Here is a 19,039-nt window from a genome sequence, read left to right on the forward strand (position 1 = left end):
GACGAAGAGGCAGGAAAAGCAAGATGGTTGACGCTAGAGACGCCCAGCGGGTCTTTGACGCCGGTGTGCTCTCGCTCGGTATTCCGATCGACGGTCTGGAGACAGACCGCGATGTCGGATACGCCAAGCTCGCCTTCCAGCGCGCCACTGAATACGACCCGGATATGTGTGACGGCTGGCTGGGTCGTGCGGCCGCCGGTGACGTCAGCCCCGAGGTTATTTTCAATCTGTATCGCACGAGCCAGACGACGATGTTCCGCGAACAGCGGCGCCTAGGGTTGCCTCCACGGGCGCTGGCCGGCCTGTTCGAGACCGGGCTGTACATCAACTACACGCTCGCCACCTTCACCGAGACCTGGCTTGCGTATGCGGCAAGTCTCATCGTGGGCAAGGACTTTGGCGAGGCCGAGCATGTGCTGAATGAACTGGACAAGCTTCGAGCCCGCATGGCCGACGGTAACAGGGACGCCCAGGAGATCTGCGCCTATGTGCGCGGAGTCCTTCACTTCACCACTCAACGCTGGCCGGATGTGCTTACCGCCCTTGCGAATTCGTCTTCGTTTACGGATCCGTACATTGGCGCGGGTGCGCATCTCATGGTGGGCTCCGCCTGTGCGCAAATGGGATTGTTTGTCGAGGGTATTCGGCGCCTCGACCAAGCCATCGAGGGGCCGATCCCCGCGGCCAAACGCGCCGCCGAGTTCTGCAAGGGACTCACACTTCGTGAGATTGGCAAAGAAGACGAGGCAAGGGTCATCTTCGAGCGGATTTACAGTGAGGAACCAGGTTTCGAGGCCAACGCCTCGGCGTTGCGTGATCCCAAGTACCGGTTGATCATCACCTCTAAGGAGATCATCGACACCCGGACCGATAAGTGGGATCCGAGTACCGCGCGGACCGAGGGTGATATCGACGCCGAAGACCTAGCCGAACGCAGTAACCGGTATCTACAGAAGGCCCAAGAGGAGCTGGACCGCCAGATCGGCATGGCCGAGGTGAAAACCCAGGTTGCCAAGCTGCGGTCGGCGGCCAGGCTGGCGAAGGTGCGTGGTGACAAGGGACTCAATGCCGCGTCACGCAGCCTGCATCTCGCCTTTACTGGGCCTCCCGGAACCGGTAAGACCAGCATCGCTCGTGTCGTGGCGCAAACCTACTGTGGTTTAGGGCTTCTCAAGACGCCCACGGTTGTGGAGGCCAAGCGGCAAGACTTCGTCGGGCAGCACCTCGGTAGCACCGCGATCAAGACTGACGCGTTGATCGATACTGCGATGGACGGCGTGCTGTTCGTCGATGAGGCGTACACCCTCATTCAAACCGGGCTATCCGGTGGTGACGCATTCGGTCGCGAGGCGGTCGACACTCTGCTGGCCCGCATGGAGAACGATCGCGATCGACTGGTGGTGATCATTGCCGGGTACGACGGTGAGATCGACCGATTCCTTGCCGCCAATGACGGCCTGGCGTCCCGCTTTACCAAGCGCATCAGGTTCGCGTCGTATAACCCGTCGGAGCTCGGCGATATCGGTCGCATGATTGCCAAGAGCAGGGATTCCGATCTGTCCGAGGACGCGTACAACGAGCTGGTGGCCGCGTGCGAGACGCTCTACAACCAAGATGCTGTCGACCAGTCGGGACAGCAGCGACGCGGTGTCGACATGGCGGGTAACGGGCGCTTTATTCGTAACGTCATCGAAGCCGCCGAAGAGGAGCGCGAGTTCCGGCTCAGCGAGGAGCACGGTGCGGCAGTGGAAGAGCTCGACGAGGATTCGCTCCGACGTATCGAGGCCGCCGATATGCGCGCAGCCCTCAAAAACGTTCTCGGAATGTTGGGGAACTGATGGCTGATTCCCGTGACAACACACCCGATTCGCCGCCGCCGAGCGGCCCTTGGCGTGAGCCGATCGCGGATGGGCTAGGCCAGGAAACCAAAGGCAGTCCGTTCCGTCGATCCAAGAGCCCGAACCAGGAATTCGTGCCGCCTAGCGCCGATTACTTCCCGCAGCCGACCCTCAAACCGCCACCCTCGCTGCCGAAGAGTCCCAAGCTGTCACGGCGCCAGCGGAACCACCAGCGCAACAACCAGAGTCCGATGAATCCGATATGGGAACCGGATCCACTGAGCGCGCACGGCATGCCGCAGTATCAAAATCCGGCGCCCCCCGCTCCGCCACAGTCGTACGGTGCGCCGGTCCAGCAGCCACCCCCGAATTACCAGCCACCCCCGAATTACTATGTGCCGCCGCAGAATTACTATGCTCCGCCGCCTGCACCCGGCCCCGCCGCTCCGCCGCCGGGGCCCGCGGCTCCGATGGAATCCTTTGCGCCCCCGGTCGCGCCGGAGACAAGCCACCTACCGGCATGGCCCGCCTCCGCAGTGGTGGTGCCGGAGCCTCCCACCGCACCGCCTCCTGCGGAGACGCCTCCGGCAGCGTGGGAGGAGGAGCGCCCCAGGGACGAGGCAGCGAACGAACAGGCGCCTGTCGAGTTGCCGCCGCCGCCCGCGCCGGTGGAACCGGCACCGACTTCGGCCCTACAGGTTCTGCCCGACGATGCGTCATCGATGATTCCCGCGGGCATGACACCGTGGGGTGGCCAGGCACCCCAGACGCCGCCTGTGCCGATGCCGCCCGCCGCACAGTGGACGGCGCCGCCGCCGACCCCGCCGATCGCCGTCGCCCCGCCTGCGGCGTTCCCGCGAGCTGATTGGAACGCGCCGGCTGCGCCACAGCGGGCTCCGGGAAGTCCGACTGGTTATGTACCGGGGCAGACTCCGTTCACCGCAGCGCGGCCGGAGGTCCCCGTGCATCGCCCGGTGGCACAACCGCAGCGACCGCAGGGGCCGAGCCATGACCAGCTAGGTCTGATCAGGTCGGCGAAGCCACTGCCAAAGAGTGGGTGGCGCAAGGCCGTTCACCGGCTCTCGGGTGGAGCCATCAACCCCGGCGAGTCGTCGGACGAATCGCATCGCAGCGATATGATCGATCGGATCAATGCGCCGGTGCGCGGTGACTATCGAATCGCGGTGCTGTCCCTCAAGGGCGGTGTGGGTAAGACCACCACCACGTTCTCCCTGGGTGCCACGTTCGCCTCCCTGCGCGGTGATCGCGTGATCGCCGTCGACGCCAACCCCGACTTCGGGACGCTGGCTCAGCGCGGCCCGGATGAGACGCGTTCGACGGCGCGAGACCTGTTGCGTGATCCCGATATTCACCGATATTCCGATGTGCGCAGGCACACGTCGCAGAGCGCAAGCCGCCTGGAGGTGCTTGCCTCCGAACGCGATCCGGCGGCGTCCGAGCTGTTCTCGGAGGCCGACTATCTCGCGGTGATGCGGATCTTGCAGCGGTTCTACAACATCATCTTGACCGACTGCGGCACTGGACTCATGCACTCGGCGATGTCGGGGGTGCTGGGCGAAGCCAATGCGATCGTGCTCGTGACGTCGCCAGCTATCGACGGTGCGCGCAGCGCCCTGGCAACACTGGACTGGCTTGACCACCACGGGTATTCGCACCTGGTGCGTCAATCGGTGGTGGCCATCAGCTCGTCGCGGCCGGGCGCCTCCTCGATTGACCTCGAACAGCTGAGCCGGCATTTCCTGACGCGCGCTCGGGCGGTACACATCATCCCGTTCGACAACCATCTGTCGGAGGGTTCGGAGATCTCACTCGAGCTGATGGGCAAGAAGGCGCGGACGGCGTTCATGGAGCTGGCGGCTGCCGTGGCCGACGGCTTCTACGAGGGCGGAAACACCCGACAGACCAGCTGGACCTAACGTTCCAGTTCGTCGGTAGTCATCAGATCATCGCGGACGCTGCGCTCGCGATATGCCAACCGCGCCACCCGGTGTGCGACCACCGGGGCGGTGATGATGGTGAACAGTCCGGCGAGCACGATCATGCTGACATCGGCATGCCCACGAAGCCGCAGCGCGGCGCCGGCCAGCACCAGGAGCAGCCCCAACACCTGAGGCTTGGAGGCGGCATGCATGCGCGCCAATGTGTCGGGGAATCGCACCACGCCGATCGCGGCGGTCAATGCCAGCACAGAACCCAACAACACCAACGCGCCGGAGATGCCGTCGAGGAATGCGTTCATGGGCGGCGCCTTTCATCTCGCGGGTCGATCGCGGTATCCGGCACGCGGTATCGGGTCACGCTCACCGAGCCGAGGAAACTGATCAGGGACAGCGCGACAATCCCGTACAGCACAGTGGAATCCAGGCTGTAGGCCGCCCACGCGGCCAGTGCGCACATGGTGACGGCCACCAGAGTGTCGACAGCGACCAGTCGGTCCAGCGTGTTGGGCCCGGCGAGTAGCCGGTACATCGTGACGGTGGCCGCGGCGATGAGTAGCACCGCCGCGATATGCCACACGAGGTTCATAGTCCCTCCCTCGCCGCGGACCCGTCGACGATGTCGTTTTCCGGGTGCCAGTCGCTCTCCCGCTCGAAGGCGGCGATGAAAAGTCGCTCCAATTGCCTCAATTGAGCGTAGAAGCTGGCCACGGCCTTCGGCGAGCCGACATCCAAGACGTGCACATATGCCAGTCGGCGCTCCTGGTCGATTTCCAGGACCACCGAACCCGGAATGATCGTCAGTGTGTTGAGCAGAAGTGCCATCACCAGATCGGACTTCACCGAAATCTGTGCTCGCAGCACGGCACTCAACGGTGGTGGGCCGGGCCTGATCGCCAGCCAGGCCACCTGCAGGCTGGACAGCACCATGTACCAGGCGACTGTAAACGTCAGCCGGATCATGGACACCACGTGGAGACGTCCCTCGACCGGGAGGCGTGGCATCGGCATCAGGACCGTGATGACCAGAGCCACCAGCAGCCCGGTGATGGTATTGGCGACCGAGAAATTGCCCCACAGCATTGTCCAGACCAGTACGAGCCACACCACGATCCAGGCCCGCAGCGCGAGCTCCCGCGGGCCGTGCATCACCAGATCTTTCACCGTGCGCCACCCCCGAGCACTGCGTTGATGTAGACCGCACGGTCACGGACCTCGGCGGCGGCGCGGTCGCTTATCCCGATGATGGGCCCCGCGAAGACCGTTAGGGCCACCCCGACCGCGATCAAACCCAATGTGGGCGCCAGCATGCCGACCGGCATCCGGCCCACATCTTCACGATCGACAAAGGCCACCTCTACGGCATCGTCGAGAAGTGCCGACGGTGTCGCCGCGGCCAGATCACCCTCCGGCGCATCGATACGCGGCCGCCAGAATGCCTTGGTCCATACCCGCGCCACCGCGTACAGGGTCAGCAGACTCGTCACTGTGCCCCCGGCCACGAGTATCCAGGCCAGCACCGAGCCCTGCAGCGCCCCTGCCTCCAGCAGTGCGACCTTGCCGATAAACCCCGAGAACGGCGGGATGCCGGCGAGGTTCAGCGCGGGCACCACGAACGCGAAGGCCAGCAGCGGGCTAGCAGCGGCAAGGCCACCCAGACGATTCAATGACGATGAGCCGGCCTGGCGCTCGATGAGGCCGACAACCAGGAACAACGTCGTCTGCACGATGATGTGGTGTGCCACGTAATAAATGGCGCCCGACATGCCCAGCTCGTTGGACAACGCGATACCGAAAACCATGTACCCGATATGGCTGACCAGGGTGAAGGACAGCAGCCGCTTGATATCGCTTTGCGCGATGGCGCCCAGGATTCCGACGATCATGGTGAGCAGTGCCGCCACCAGCAGCACCGTATTCAGGCCACCGCCGGGGAACAACAGGGAATGCGCGCGAATGATGGCGTACACGCCCACCTTGGTGAGCAAGCCCGCGAACACGGCGGTCACGGGCGCGGGGGCGGTGGGGTAGGAGTCGGGCAGCCAGGTCGACAGGGGGAAGATGGCCGCCTTGATGGCGAAACCTATGAGCAGTACCGCGAAGATCGCCATCCGGGTGCCCGACGGGATACCGTCTGCGCGGAGGGCGATTTCGGCCATGTTCAGCGTTCCGGTCGCCGCGTAGACAAAGGCGATGCCCAGCAGGAAAACCACCGAGGACATCATCGAGACCATCACGTACGAGATGCCCGCACGCACCCGGTCGGCACTGGCCCCGATGGTGAGTAGGACAAAACTCGCGGACAGCAGCACCTCGAAGCCGACGTACAGGTTGAACAAGTCGCCTGCCAAGAAGGCGTTGCACACACCCGCCGACAGCGCCAGATAGGTGGGCAGGAAGATCGACACCGGCTGCCGGTCGTCACCGTCACGGATACCCTGAGCTGCCGCGTACAGCACCACCGCCAGCAGCACGATGGCCGACACCACCAGCATCAACGCCGAAAGGCGATCTACCACAAGGGTTATCCCGAGAGGTCCCAGCCGCTCCGGGGTCGGCCCCCAGCCACCGACGGCCAGCGCGAAGGTGCCGTCGCGATCCGCCAGGTACAGCAGTGCGAAGCAGACACCGAGGACAGCGGTCAACGCCGTCACGGTGATCAGCAGTTGTAGCCGGGGACGACGCCCCGCGATGAGGGTCAAGGCGGCCGCCGCCGTCGGCACGAGCACCGGCAGTGGTGTGAGAACGGCAATGGCACTCATGACTTCTCCCCCGCCGGTAGTGCATCGAGCTCGGCGGGGGAGTCTTCATCGGGAGATTCGGATGGCTCCGTGCGTTCGTCCCGGTCGTCGGTGACCGGTTCCAGAGGCTCCTGGGCGACGCGCGCGTCTTCAGCGTCATCGTCCACGACATCATCGGCTTCCAGGGTGAACATCCGATAGATCAGTGCGAGGGCGAAAGCGGCAACACCCATGGTGATGACGATTGCGGTGAGGATCATGCCCTGTGCCAACGGATCTGCGTCGGTATCGCGACCGGCCGACTGCCGCCCCATGATCGGTGGGTTACCCGACGGGCCGCCTACCGTGAGGATTAGCAGGTTCACGGCGTTACCGACGAGGAGCAGGCCCAACACCATACGTGTCAGGTTGCGTTCCAGCATTAGGTACACGCCACACGCGGTGAGAGCACCGATGATGATGAGCAGTCCGAGATTTGTCATGCTCCACGCACCCCTCCCCGGGCACGTGGAGACTCCTCGAGCTCGACATCCAGGCGCGCGCCGAGGCTGCGCAGCACGTCGAGTACCAGGCCGACTACCACCAGGTACACACCCAGATCGAAGAACAATGCCGTCACGATCTTGACGTGCCCGAATCCGAACATGTCGAATTGGATTGTGGCCGAAGACAGCACGGGTGCACCTAGCAGCAACGACATCAGTGCGGTGCCGCCGGAGAAGGCCAGTCCGAGACCGAGGATCTTTCCGGCGTCGAAGGGCAGGGTCTCACCCAGCTCGTAGCGCCCGCCTGCGAGATAGCGCAGCACCAGCGCCAGACCGGCAGTCAGGCCGCCCGCGAACCCGCCGCCCGGAACGTTGTGCCCGGCGAAGAAAAAGTAGATCGACAGCGCCATGACGAGGGGGAAAATCAGCCGCGTCGCCACTTCGAGAACCAACGACCGGTGCTTGGGATCGCGTAACTCGGTGCCGCGCAGCCAGATACTGGAAGCTACTACGATATCGGGCTGACCGGCCGTGTCCCATGGTCTTCGCGCAAGTGGCTCATCCGATACCCATGACCTTCGCGCAAGCGGCTCATCCGAGACGCGCGGAGCTCTGCCAAAACGCCGGTGCCGGAACATTAACGAGGCCACACCCGTGGCGGCGACCAGCAGCACCGAGATTTCGCCGAGGGTGTCCCAGGCACGGATATCCACCAACAAGACGTTTACCGTATTGGCTCCGTGCCCGCGCAGATATGCCGCCTCGGGGAGGAGGTCGGCGATGGGCCGATCACGTCGCGCCGCCATCGCATACACCCCGAGTGTGGTGACGGTGCATCCGACGGCGATCGCGAGCACAGCACGAGGAAGCCGGAACCTGTTGGCCTGCTCGATATTCGATTCGGCGGGCAGGGCGCGCAGCACCAACACAAAGATCACTAAGGTCAGGGTCTCGACGAGAAACTGGGTCAGCGCCAGGTCGGGCGCACCGTGCAGGGCGAAGATCGTGCCCGTCCCGTACCCGGTGATACCCACCAGCAGCACCGCCGCGAGACGGTTACGCATGAGCGTCGCGCCGATGGCGGCCGCCAGCATCAGCACACCCACCACAGGTTGCAACGGGGAATCCCACAGTTTCAGATGTGCTTGGTCGCGGGCGCCAAGGGCCAGCATGATCGTCGGCAGCATCACGAGGGTTACCAGAATGGTGGCCTGGGTGAACGGGATTGAGCCTCGCTGGGTTAGCGCGGTCAGTCGCTGGGACAGCACATCGGCGCCACGTAGTGCCGCGTCGTAGCCGCGGTCGGCATTCCCCAGCGGATTGACGGCGAGCCGTGCCCGTCGTAGGCGCCCCCGCGAGAAGAACGCAAAGATACCGACCGCGAAGGCCAGCGCGGTGAGCAACAGTGGAACCCCGAAGCCCTCCCAGATCGCGATATGCGCGTCAACAGGATTGGCGTAACTGCCGAGCACCCAGTTGAGCCAGTCGGGTAGCACCCCGGCCGCGACGCCCGCCACTGCCAGTAGCGCGGGCGCTGCCACGAAAGTCGAGGCCGGAGCATGCCTTCCCTGAACGCGAGCGCTGGGCTCGGGTAATCCCTTCCGCGCGAATGCTCCCCACATGAATCGCATGCTGTAGGTGATGGTGAACATCGAACCGATGACGATCCCGGCCAGCACCCACGGTGCCGCCGAACCGAGCACCCGGCTGTGCAGGACGGTGGCGAAGGCAAGCTCCTTACCGACGAACCCGAGGGTCAGTGGGACTCCGGCCATACTCGCTGCGGCGAGCCCGGCGACTACGAGAAGTGACGGTTCGCGATTTCCGAGCCAGGCCAGCTTGCGGATATCGCGGGTGCCGACCGTGTGGTCGATGACCCCGACCACCATGAACAGTGCGGCCTTGAACAACGCATGTGCGCACAACATCACCAGCCCGGCCAGCAGGATGTCGGGATCGCCAGTACCGGTGAGCACAACCAGGAACCCGAGCTGGCTCACCGTGCCAAAGGCGAGGATCAACTTCAGGTCGTACTCACGCAGGGCTCGCCAGCCTGCCAGGATCATCGTGGCGATGCCCAATACCAGCACGATGGGCCGCCACGGCGTCGCCTCGGCGAACCCCGGCGACATGCGGGCCAACAGATAGATACCGGCCTTCACCATTGCCGCAGCGTGCAGGTAGGCGCTGACCGGAGTAGGTGCCGCCATCGCGCCGGGAAGCCAAAAGTGCAGGGGCACAATGGCGGATTTACTCAGCGCGCCGATCAGCACCAGCACCAGGCCGACGTTGGCGGCCATACCCGACGGGGGATGTGTGATGAGGTCGGACAGCAAGAAGCTGCCACCCACATGACCGAGCACGATGACCCCGACCAGCATCGCCAGACCACCGGCGGTTGTCACCAGCAGTGCCTGCACCGCTGCCCGACGACTTGCGAGCCGCTCGGCGTAGTGCCCCACGAGGAGGAAGGACAGCACGGTTGTCAGTTCCCAGAAGATGTAGAGCAGCAGCAGATTGTCGCTGACCACCAAGCCGAACATGGCGCCGGAGAATGCCACCAACTCGGCAGCGAAGCTCGGTAGCCGCGGTTCGGTGTGCCCGTCGCGATGCCGGAAGTAGCTCGCACAGTAGAACAGGACCAGCGACCCGATGCCGAGCACCAGCACGCTCATGATTGCGGCGAGTGAGTCGAAGCGCAGCGCGATATCCATCGCCAGTTCGGGGACCCAGGGGATATCAATTCGTGCGTCCACTCCGCCAGTTGGCCACCTTGCCAAGACCCAGATCAGCGAACCCAACGGGACAAGGGCAAGGGGGTAGAACGCCAGTCGGCCAACGCGCGCCACAAGTAGCGGCGCCAGCGCGGCCGCCAGGGCGTGCGCAAGCAGAATCGCAAGCAAAGGCACTCCCGTCTATCTGTTGTTGGGCGGGGTGTCGTGATGCCTAGTTTACGGGGCGCTCGACGATTGGCGCGACGCAACCCTTTTCAGCGGTTGTCAGCAAACGCGCGCAGCGAAGCCACCTGCACCGGGTCCAGCGAGGGGCGCACGGTGGCCCGGGCCGTTTCGACATCGGCGACGGTCACGTCGGCGGCATCGATGGAACGCCGCATTGCCGCCATCGCCGCCTCACGCAACAGCGCCGCGCAATCGGCGGCCGAGAAGCCCTCGAGTTCGGTGGCGAGGGCATCCAGATCCACATCGGCGTCAAGCGGCACCGATCGGGCGGCGGTCTTGAGAATGTCTTTGCGGGCTTGCGCGTCCGGAGGCTCGACGAACACCAGGCGTTCCATCCGACCGGGACGAAGCAGTGCCGGGTCGATGAGCTCGGGCCGGTTGGTGGCACCGAGTACCACCACGTCGCGCAGCGGTTCCACCCCGTCCAGCTCGGTGAGCAGGGCCGCCACCACTCTGTCGGTGACTCCCGAGTCGAAGCTCTGCCCGCGTCGCGGGGCCAGCGCATCCACCTCGTCGAGGAACACCAATGAGGGCGCGGAATCCCGGGCACGCCGGAACAGATCGCGCACCGCCTGTTCGGAGGCGCCGACCCATTTGTCCATCAGCTCGGCACCCTTGACGGCATGGACCGAAAGCCTGCCCGAGCTGGCCAGCGCCCGCACCACAAATGTCTTCCCGCAGCCGGGCGGCCCGTACAGCAGCACCCCGCGGGGCGGATCCACGCCCAGCCGCTCGAAGGTGTCCGGATGCTGCAAAGGCCACAGAACAGCTTCTGTCAGCGCCTGTTTGGTGGTTACCATGTCGCCGACGTCATCGAGGGTTATCGACCCGACGGCCACCTCTTCGGTGCTGGACCGCGAGAGCGGACGAATCACGGACAGCGCACCGACGAGATCTTCCTGGCTGAGCGCTGGTGCGCTGGCCTGCTCGCTGGCGCGTGCGGCCGCCCGCAATGCGGCCTCGCGTACCAGGGCGGCCAGATCGGCCACCACGAAACCCGGTGTCCGTGCTGCGATCTCGTCGAGCTGCAAATCCTGCGAAGGCACTTTCGCTAGCAGGACCTCTAGCAGTGCCTTGCGGGTGGCGCCGTCGGGCAGGCTCAGGCCCAGCTCGCGGTCACACAGCTCGGGAGCACGCAGCCGCACATCGATCGCATTGGGATGGGCGGTGGTCGCGATGAATGCAACGCCGGAAGTGGCTACCGCAGAGCGCAACTCAGCGAGAATGAGTGTCGCCACCGGTTCGGCGGTGGCAGGCAATAGTGCGTCGACATCGGAGATGAGCAGAACTCCACCGGACTGCCGGACCCGACTCACGGCGCCGCGGATCGCATTGAGGCGTCCATCCGCGGTCGTGGCTCCCACTTCCGGCCCGTCCAGTTCGAGGAGTGTGCGCGACGCGCAGACCGCGCGCGCCAATGTCGCCTTGCCGACACCGGCGGGCCCGGAAATCAGCACGCCCAGATTGGGCTGGGCGCCCAGTGTCTTCAGTAGACCGGGTTCGTCGAGGGCAAGTTTTAGCCACTCGGTGAGGCGTGCGACCTGCGCCTGGGAGCCCTTGAGGTCCTCCACGGATACCGCTGCGACGGGTTCGGTCGGCGGGGCCGCCTCGGCAGCCGGGGTCGGAGGCTGGGTGGATGGTGTCGAACCCTGCCAGCTGACAAGAGAATTGGGTTGCACGCTGACCGGACCGACCGGATCGACCGCGGTCACCGTCAGTAGTTCGGAGGTCCAGGTGATGCCCACCGATCGGGCCAGTGCCGATGTCGCCTCCGAGGTGGAGGTGCCCGGCCCGAGGTCTCGCGGCAGCAGTGACACGGTATCCCCGACGGTCATGACCTTGCCCAACAGCGCCATCCGTAGCGTCGCCGACGAAACGGATTGGGTGGCAAGGGAGGAGCCGCTCACGGTGACCGACCGCGCGCCATACACCACTACTGGCGCGATGACGACCGACGCGTCCTCACGCAGACCCGCATTCGACAGCGTGACATCGTCGAGCAGGGCGGTGCCGGCGGGAACCGAGCGAGGGGCGATACCCACCACCGCCGTGGTCGTCCGCGATCCGGTCAGTGATATCGCATCCCATTCTCGGATCCCTAGGGCGGCAATTGCTTCCGGATGCAACCGGACAACACCGCGCCGCGAGTCGACGGCCGATGTGTTGAGACGGACAGTGAGGGTGAGCGATGAGCCGCTTGCGCGAAGAGCATTGGGAGAGGAGCTCATGGCGCCCTAGCGTGGCCTGCCGGGCCGTCGCAGGCCAAGACGTGCCGCGGTTCGCCTTTTGGGCAGCGAGCCCCGTCGGAATGAGCGTCGCTGGTCCCGACGCTGGTCGCGACGAAGATCCCGGCGTTCCTTGGGCTTGGCATCCCAGGACTCGGGCCGTGCGGCCACCCAGCGCTGACCGCGCCAGGCGAACGGGATATGCGCCAGGTAGACGACGATCAGGACCAGTAGCAGCACATATGGGTACTGCAGCAGTAAGGCGGCGGCCACCGTCACCAGAGCGAGCAGCAACACCACCATGCGGGGTGGCACCGAGACGGATTTCATGGCTGCGGTGGGGATCTGGCTGACGATGAGCATGGATACGACCACCATCCATCCGCATATCGCCCATACCGACGACCACCATCCGTCGCCGAACTGCAGATAGGCGGCCAATGGTGCCAGCACCATCAACGCCCCTGCCGGGGAGGGCACCCCGACGAAATACTCCTTGGTGAACGCGGGCTGGGAATCGTCGTCCAGCAGCGTGTTGAAGCGCGCCAGCCGCAGCACGATGCACACCGCGTAGAGAAGCGAAAAGACCCACGCCGTAGGGGTATCCGACAGCATCGAGATGTACAGCACCACGGCGGGAGCGACACCGAAATTCACCGCGTCGGCGAGCGAGTCGATCTCGGCGCCCATCCGAGACGTCGCGTCCAGGAGCCGGGCGATCCTGCCGTCGAGACCGTCGAGGATCGCGGCTGCGGCGATCAAGGTCAGCGAGATATACGGCTTTCCGTCGAACGCGAACTTGATCGAGGACAGGCCACCGCAGATCGCCAGCACCGTCATGACACTCGGCAGGATCCGGATGTGGACGGGACGCTTCGAGGCGGCTTGGTTCATGGACGAGCCGCTTACGCGATGTCCGGCGAGGAGGGTAGCTCGGCCAGCACCGTCTCGGCGCCGACGGCCCGTTGTCCTTGCTGGACAAGAATTTTCGACCCCTCGGGCAGGTAGGTGTCGACCCGAGAACCGAATCGGATCAATCCGTAGGTATCGCCGATCGACAGCTGGTCACCCACCCTCGCGTGGCAGATGATGCGACGCGCGATGAGCCCGGCGATCTGAACCACCACCACATCGTGCCCGGTACGGGTGCGGATCTGCACGCTATTGCGTTCGTTGGCGACGCTCGCCTCGGCGCGATCCGCGGACAAGAACTGTCCGCTGCGGTGGATGACTGCGGTCGCTGCGCCGGCCACCGGAACACGCTGAACGTGAACGTCGAATACCGAGAGGAAAATGCTGATGCGGGGGAGCGGTTCGGCGGGCAGCCCGAGCTCCGGCGGCGGCACCGCACGGTCGACGAGGCAGATCTGGCCATCGGCGGCGGCGACCACCACATCGGCGCGATTGGGTGGGATGCGCGCCGGATGCCGGAAGAAACCGGCACACGCGCCGGCGAGTGCCAGCCCGGTACCGCGAATCCAGCGGTTCTTGAACCCAAGGCCGGCCAGTCCCAATCCGCCTGCGATGAACGGAAGGCCTGCGGGATGGATCGGTGGAATGGTCGAGCGGAACAGTTCGACGATATGCGGGATCCCGGAATCGGGCTCTGAACCTACGGGGCGGGGACGTCTTGCCACTGGACCATCCTAGTGATTGCAGCGGAGCGCGGTGGCCCGCTAGGTCAGGTTCCAGACGCTGACCGTCGTTCCCGCGGCCAGCTCGGTGACGTCCTCGGGTATGTCCAGCAGGCAGTTCGATGCCGCCAGCCAGCGCAGATGGTGCGACGCGGGAGGGCCCACGGCCGTCACGGTGCCTTTCTGCGCGTCCCAGCATCCCCGCCGGAATTGCCGCTTACCGGCGGGGGCGGAGATCGGATCGGTGAGGACCGCCTCATGGCGCTCCCTCGCCGGGGCCAATCCCATGGCAGCGCGCAGCGGTTCACGAATGAACACCTCGAACGACACCAGTGCGCTGACGGGATTCCCGGGCAGGGTGAGTACTGGGACGCCGTTGACGCGACCCGCTCCTTGCGGCTTACCGGGTTGCATGGCCACCGAGAGGAACTGGACCCCCGCGTTGGTGAGCGCGTCCTTGACCACCTCATACGCTCCGGCGCTCACCCCGCCGGTGGTGATCACCAGGTCGGCCTGCGCACCGAATTCATCCAGCACGGACAGGAATTGGTCGACGTCATCGGCGACTGTCGGTGCCACGACGGCATCGGCTCCGGCCTCCTGGACGGCCGCGGCCAGCATGACCGCATTGGATTCGTAGATCTGTCCCGGCTTGAGGTCGGTGCCGGGGGATACCAGCTCGCTGCCGGTGGAAGCGATGACCACCCGCAGACGGGGATGCACGGTGAGTTCTTCCAGGCCGAGCGCCGCGGCAAGTCCCAATGCCGGTGCGTTGAGGCGGGTGCCGGTGGTCAACACGGTGTCACCGGCACGCACATCCTCACCGGCGCACCGGATGTGTTGCCCGGCACGGGGTTCCTCGGTAATGGTGACGGTGACGGTGCCTCCGTCGGTGACCTCGACGGGCACCACCGCGGTGGCACCTGACGGAACCGGTGCGCCCGTCATGATCCGGTGTGCGGTGCCGGGGGTCAATGTCAGCTCGTCGGTGCGCCCGGCGGGGATGTCCTCGGTGACCGGCAGCGTTATCGGGTGAGCGGGCGAAGCCCCCACGAGGTCGTCGCGGTAAACCGCATAACCGTCCATCGCCGAGTTGTCGAACACCGGCAGATTCAGTGGCGCGATGACATCGGCGGCCAGTACCAGCCGTTCGGCGGCCCCGACCGGTACCCGTACGGGTACCGGAGCGGAGATCAATCCGGCGACAACCTGCTGGTGTTCTGCGACGGAACGCATCGGCTAACTCTATCCATCGCAGAGTTGCCCGCATTCGAGCGACAACCTGCTACGCCGCCGAGGGCGTACCGCACGCAGGGGTTTAGCCGCATACCGTGTACCGGGTAGGCCCTCGACGTGCGGTGTCCACGGCGTGGCAGCAAAATGGCGCCATGACCGTCGGTGGAGTGCTCTTCGATATCGACGGGGTCTTGGTGACCTCGTGGGAGCCGATCGACGGCGCGGCCGAGGCCCTCAACGCACTTCACGACGAAGATGTTCGTCGTTGTTTCTTGACCAACACCACCTCGCGGACCCGGGTGCAGATCGCGGAACTGCTCACCGCCGCCGGGCTGGCTGTACCCGCCGACGAGGTGATCACCGCAGCCATGCTGACCGCGGACCATGTGATCGCCCAGCATCCGGGTGCACGGTGCTATCTGTTGAACGATGGGGATATCACCGCGGATATGCCGGGGGTCGACTTCGTCGAATCCCTCTCCGATGACCCCGATGTGATCATTCTGGGTGGCGCCGGCCAGCAGTTCGACCACGTCGCGCTGAGCCGGGTGTACGACCTCATGGCTCAGGGGATTCCGGTGGTCGCGATGCATCGCAACGCGGTATGGAGCACCCGCGAGGGATTGCGAGTCGATACCGGTGTGTACCTGGCGGGGATGGAGCAGGTGTCGGGACGTAAGGCCGTCGCCGTCGGCAAGCCGGCTCCGGCGGGATTTCAGCTGGCGGCCGAGCGGATGGGCTGCGACCCGGATCAAGTCGTGATGGTGGGTGACGATTTGATTGTCGACGTGTTGGCTGCGCAGGTGGTGGGAATGACCGGCGTGCTGGTGCGCACCGGGAAGTTCCGTCAGGACACTCTCGACAGGTGGGCGGCCGACCAGTACACGATGCAACCGGCGTACGTCATCGACTCTGTCGCGGATTTACCGCACTTGTTGTCGGACCTGTAGACCAGAATCGGCGACATGATCGATCACTTTGGTATCAACTGTGCGGACCTACCGGCAGCAGCCGCGTTCTACGACAAGGTGCTCGAGGTTCTCGGGTACACCCGCCAAATGGATTTCGGTGTCGCTATCGGGTACGGAACGGCAGGAAAACCCGACTTCTGGATCGGCGGCGACCCTGATGGACAGGCATCGACGGGTCCCAATCGTGAGATCCACGTTGCCTTTTCGGCTGCGAGTATCGAGAAGGTTGACGAGTTCTTCGCGACGGCGACCGGTGAGGGCGCCGAGGTGCTCCATGCGCCCCGGCTGTGGCCCGAATATCACCCCGGCTATTACGGGGCGTTTGTGCGCGACCCCGATGGGAACAACGTCGAGGCGGTGTTCCACGGGGCAGCGCCTGCCTAGGAGCCCGGTGTAACGATCACGGTCGGCGCGGACTTTGTCGGAACAGAACCCGCCGGGACGATTGGCGCCGGTGGCGTCGTCGATTCTTCGGTCGAGTGCGCGGGGGTGACCGATGCTGCACCATCGGGTATCACGATCGGTGCCCGCGCGGTGCCGCGTTGACTGGAATTTTCGGAGTCGGCGTCCGAATCCGCATCGGGCGGCCAATCCACGCTTGTCGGGGGCCAACTTTCGGCCTTATCGCCGCCTGCCGCCGCCGGGGGAGCGCATCCCGCCGAAGCGCCGAAATCCCCTGGGCTGCAGTTATCGGCACGTGCGGCGGGGATCGGTGGCAGGGCCAGACACAGAGACAGGGCCGCGGCGCAAGTAATGCGGATGACCAGACGAGATTTCGCGGGGCTGCTCACAGCGAGAGAATGTCCCCGTAGACGTTGACGCTGTCATCGGACTTGTCGGTGTCGATCATCGCCGTCGTGAAGAACCGGACGGAGACTGGCCCGCCGCAGGCGTCCACTTTGACGTGCGCGTCATGCACCACGATCTCGCCGGTGCGGCCCTTGAGTGCCTTCTTGCCCAGCACGATGTTCTTGATCGTTCCCGGAAGTAGGTTGATCGAAATGCTCCCGTTCACTTCCGCGTAGGGGCCGATCATCCCCAGTAGATTGGTGCCGCCCGAGAAGCCGGGATTGATTCCCGCGTCGGCGCCGACGTCGACGCTGCCGCCCTCGCTGAGGTCGATCTGACAGCCCAGCTGCAAGCCCATGACGAGGGTGCCCGAGTTGACCGGGATAGCTCCGTTGCCATCGATGCCGGCGGCTGACTTACCGGTGACAAAACCCTCGCGAGTGAATGCCGTCGCGGCCATGTTCGGCACCGAGTTGATTGTCATCCGTGTCAGTGATGCGCTCAGATGCCAGCCATCGTCGGTAACTGCGGACTGGGTCACGTCGGCCACCGGCAGCGGATCGGCCCCCGCTACCGCGATGCCCACACAGAAAAGTGAAATGACAAGAGTGACAACAGAAATAATTCTGCGCACGAACCCGCCTTATATGGAGTAGATGGCCAAACTCGGTTATCCGGCGCCGAGCGTATTGACCCCGGCTGTGGGATACCTGGTACCGAACACCGGGAGAACTGTGAATGCACCGGGTGGGCAGCGCGGTGGATCTGCGGCAGGATGCAGTCGTGACCGATGAATGGACCACCGCCGATATCCCTGACCAGACCGGACGCGTCGCCGTCATTACCGGCACCAATACCGGCCTGGGCCTGGAGACGGCCCGTGCACTGGCAGGCGCTGGCGCCCAGGTAGTCCTTGCGGTTCGCGATCTCGAAAAGGGCGCCGCCGCTGTTGACGAGATCAAAAAAACCGCGCCTGAGGGCAACCTGGCGCTGCAGCGGCTGGATCTGTCGTCGCTGGCGGATATCAAGTCCGCCGCCGGACAGCTGAGCACCGAATACCCACAGATCGATCTGCTCATCAACAACGCAGGGGTGATGTACCCGCCGAAGGGCAGCACTGCGGACGGGTTCGAGCTGCAGTTCGGCACCAACCATCTGGGTCATTTCGCCCTCACCGGTCTGCTGCTGGAGAATCTCGCCGCCGTGCGTGGGTCCCGCGTCGTCACCGTCAGCAGCAACGGGCATAAGATCAGGGCAGCAATACATTTCGATGATCTGCAGTGGGAGCGCAGTTACAGTCGCGTGGGGGCATACGCTCAGTCCAAGCTCGCGAATCTTTTGTTCACCTACGAGCTGCAGCGGCGCCTTGAGGCCGCCGGGACCGAGACCGCGGCACTGGCCGCACATCCTGGCGCATCGGGTACTGAGCTGATGCGCCACATCGCATTCGGCCCGGAGGCGTTTAGTGCAGCAGTGTTGAAACTCGCGCAGAGCCCGGCGATGGGAGCGTTGCCCAGTCTGCGCGCCGCCGCCGACCCGACAGCGTTGGGTGGCCAGTACTACGGGCCTTCAGGTTTCGGCGAGCTCCGCGGATATCCGAAGGTGGTCAAGTCGAGCAAGCAGTCACATGATAAGGCTCTGCAACAACGGCTTTGGTCAGTCTCTGAGGAGCTGACCGGAGTGCGGTTCCCCGTCTAGACGAAGAAGTTGTCGTGGTCGATGAACCACTGGGTGCGTTGTTCATCGGTCATATCGGCGAGTGTGCCGAAGCCCTCGAAATACTTCTCGCGGGGCGCGCCCGGAGCGAACAGCATCAGCATGGAAGCTGTTTCGCCCGAATCGTTTTGGAATGCGTGGAGTCCGCCCGGGGGGACGAACAAGAAGTCGCCAGGGGTGGCGTCGACCCAATTTTCACCGTTGTACAACCGCCAGGTGCCGGACAGCACGAAGAACGCCTCCGACATCGCCTTGTGGAAATGTGTCGCGGCACCGAAGCCTTTCACCGGCCCGGCGTCGATTCGGTACAACCCGTAGTCGCCAGCCGTCGACTGTTGGGTGGCCAGGTAGTGGTACTGGACGACGTTGCCGTCACCCGGGGCGTAATCGGGCGGATCGGTGGCCGGTTTGAATATCGCGCTGATCTCGCCGGTATCGCCCTGATATCGCGGTTCGGGATATCCAGAAACGAGCAGTGACATGCGA

The 19,039-nt window shown here is 64.7% G+C and carries 18 protein-coding genes; 5 read left to right on the forward strand and 13 right to left on the reverse strand.

Annotation, left to right across the window (positions count from 1 at the left end; genetic code table 11):
- Nucleotides 1-23: 23 nt before the first annotated feature.
- Together eccA and MLB1_RS16390 are read left to right on the forward strand one after the other, a co-directional pair.
- On the forward strand, nucleotides 24-1,838 hold the full coding sequence (gene eccA, locus MLB1_RS16385) for a type VII secretion AAA-ATPase EccA (RefSeq protein WP_180750913.1): 1,815 nt from the start codon (nucleotides 24-26) through the stop codon (nucleotides 1,836-1,838).
- On the forward strand, nucleotides 1,838-3,775 hold the full coding sequence (locus MLB1_RS16390; protein WP_180750914.1) for a MinD/ParA family protein: 1,938 nt from the start codon (nucleotides 1,838-1,840) through the stop codon (nucleotides 3,773-3,775). The genes eccA and MLB1_RS16390 overlap by 1 nt, the downstream gene beginning before the upstream one ends.
- Here the strand turns inward: MLB1_RS16390 and mnhG are convergent.
- The 10 genes from mnhG to glp all read right to left on the reverse strand — a co-directional run bounded on the left by mnhG (nucleotide 3,772) and on the right by glp (nucleotide 15,077).
- A complete protein-coding gene (gene mnhG / locus MLB1_RS16395; RefSeq protein ID WP_180750915.1) occupies nucleotides 3,772-4,098 on the reverse strand; it encodes a monovalent cation/H(+) antiporter subunit G in 327 nt (108 codons plus the stop codon). The genes MLB1_RS16390 and mnhG overlap by 4 nt on opposite strands.
- Nucleotides 4,095-4,385, reverse strand: a complete 291-nt coding sequence (locus MLB1_RS16400; protein WP_180750916.1) for a monovalent cation/H+ antiporter complex subunit F — start codon at nucleotides 4,383-4,385, stop codon at nucleotides 4,095-4,097. The genes mnhG and MLB1_RS16400 overlap by 4 nt, the downstream gene beginning before the upstream one ends.
- Nucleotides 4,382-4,945, reverse strand: coding sequence for a Na+/H+ antiporter subunit E (locus MLB1_RS16405; protein WP_219603249.1), 564 nt, complete (start codon nucleotides 4,943-4,945; stop codon nucleotides 4,382-4,384). The genes MLB1_RS16400 and MLB1_RS16405 overlap by 4 nt, the downstream gene beginning before the upstream one ends.
- An 11-nt stretch (nucleotides 4,946-4,956) precedes the next feature.
- Nucleotides 4,957-6,558, reverse strand: a complete 1,602-nt coding sequence (locus MLB1_RS16410) for a Na+/H+ antiporter subunit D (RefSeq protein WP_180750918.1) — start codon at nucleotides 6,556-6,558, stop codon at nucleotides 4,957-4,959.
- Complete coding sequence (locus tag MLB1_RS16415; RefSeq protein WP_180750919.1) at nucleotides 6,555-7,019, reverse strand: Na(+)/H(+) antiporter subunit C; 465 nt, start codon at nucleotides 7,017-7,019, stop codon at nucleotides 6,555-6,557. Before MLB1_RS16415 ends, MLB1_RS16410 begins: the two co-directional genes overlap by 4 nt.
- The gene (locus MLB1_RS16420) at nucleotides 7,016-9,925 is read right to left on the reverse strand and encodes a Na+/H+ antiporter subunit A (protein ID WP_180751250.1); all 2,910 of its coding nucleotides are present in this window, start codon (nucleotides 9,923-9,925) and stop codon (nucleotides 7,016-7,018) included. Before MLB1_RS16420 ends, MLB1_RS16415 begins: the two co-directional genes overlap by 4 nt.
- Nucleotides 9,926-10,011: 86 nt before the next feature.
- Entirely contained in the window at nucleotides 10,012-12,210 is a 2,199-nt protein-coding gene (locus MLB1_RS16425) for an AAA family ATPase (RefSeq protein ID WP_180750920.1), read from the reverse strand.
- 6 nt (nucleotides 12,211-12,216) lie between these two features.
- A complete protein-coding gene (gene pssA, locus MLB1_RS16430; protein ID WP_180750921.1) occupies nucleotides 12,217-13,101 on the reverse strand; it encodes a CDP-diacylglycerol--serine O-phosphatidyltransferase in 885 nt (294 codons plus the stop codon).
- Between the two features lie 11 nt (nucleotides 13,102-13,112).
- Nucleotides 13,113-13,844 carry a phosphatidylserine decarboxylase gene (locus MLB1_RS16435; RefSeq protein ID WP_180750922.1) on the reverse strand — a complete coding sequence of 244 codons (732 nt, stop codon included), beginning with the start codon at nucleotides 13,842-13,844 and terminating at the stop codon, nucleotides 13,113-13,115.
- Between the two features lie 39 nt (nucleotides 13,845-13,883).
- On the reverse strand, nucleotides 13,884-15,077 hold the full coding sequence (glp, locus tag MLB1_RS16440) for a gephyrin-like molybdotransferase Glp (RefSeq protein WP_180750923.1): 1,194 nt from the start codon (nucleotides 15,075-15,077) through the stop codon (nucleotides 13,884-13,886).
- 152 nt (nucleotides 15,078-15,229) lie between these two features.
- Between glp and MLB1_RS16445 the strand changes: the two genes are divergently transcribed.
- Both MLB1_RS16445 and MLB1_RS16450 read left to right on the forward strand, forming a co-directional pair.
- On the forward strand, nucleotides 15,230-16,027 hold the full coding sequence (locus tag MLB1_RS16445; RefSeq protein ID WP_180750924.1) for an HAD-IIA family hydrolase: 798 nt from the start codon (nucleotides 15,230-15,232) through the stop codon (nucleotides 16,025-16,027).
- Nucleotides 16,028-16,042: 15 nt separating this feature from the next.
- The gene (locus MLB1_RS16450; RefSeq protein WP_180750925.1) at nucleotides 16,043-16,432 is read left to right on the forward strand and encodes a VOC family protein; all 390 of its coding nucleotides are present in this window, start codon (nucleotides 16,043-16,045) and stop codon (nucleotides 16,430-16,432) included.
- Here MLB1_RS16450 and MLB1_RS16455 read toward each other — a convergent pair.
- Together MLB1_RS16455 and MLB1_RS16460 are read right to left on the reverse strand one after the other, a co-directional pair.
- Nucleotides 16,429-16,839: a hypothetical protein gene (locus MLB1_RS16455; RefSeq protein ID WP_358149724.1), complete on the reverse strand. Its 411-nt coding sequence runs from the start codon at nucleotides 16,837-16,839 to the stop codon at nucleotides 16,429-16,431. The genes MLB1_RS16450 and MLB1_RS16455 overlap by 4 nt on opposite strands.
- The gene (locus tag MLB1_RS16460; protein WP_180750926.1) at nucleotides 16,836-17,423 is read right to left on the reverse strand and encodes an MspA family porin; all 588 of its coding nucleotides are present in this window, start codon (nucleotides 17,421-17,423) and stop codon (nucleotides 16,836-16,838) included. The genes MLB1_RS16455 and MLB1_RS16460 overlap by 4 nt, the downstream gene beginning before the upstream one ends.
- A gap of 197 nt (nucleotides 17,424-17,620) precedes the next feature.
- On the opposite strand from MLB1_RS16460, the gene MLB1_RS16465 reads away from it, so the two are divergent.
- On the forward strand, nucleotides 17,621-18,535 hold the full coding sequence (locus MLB1_RS16465; protein ID WP_180750927.1) for an SDR family NAD(P)-dependent oxidoreductase: 915 nt from the start codon (nucleotides 17,621-17,623) through the stop codon (nucleotides 18,533-18,535).
- On the opposite strand, the gene MLB1_RS16470 is transcribed toward MLB1_RS16465, so the two are convergent.
- Nucleotides 18,532-19,035 (reverse strand): cupin domain-containing protein, encoded by a 504-nt coding sequence (locus MLB1_RS16470; RefSeq protein WP_180750928.1) that lies wholly within the window; start codon nucleotides 19,033-19,035, stop codon nucleotides 18,532-18,534. The genes MLB1_RS16465 and MLB1_RS16470 overlap by 4 nt on opposite strands.
- Nucleotides 19,036-19,039: the final 4 nt, after the last annotated feature.

Origin of the sequence: Mycobacteroides sp. LB1 (assembly GCF_013449725.1) — a bacterium.
In the GTDB taxonomy this organism is placed as follows: Bacteria; Actinomycetota; Actinomycetes; order Mycobacteriales; family Mycobacteriaceae; genus Mycobacterium.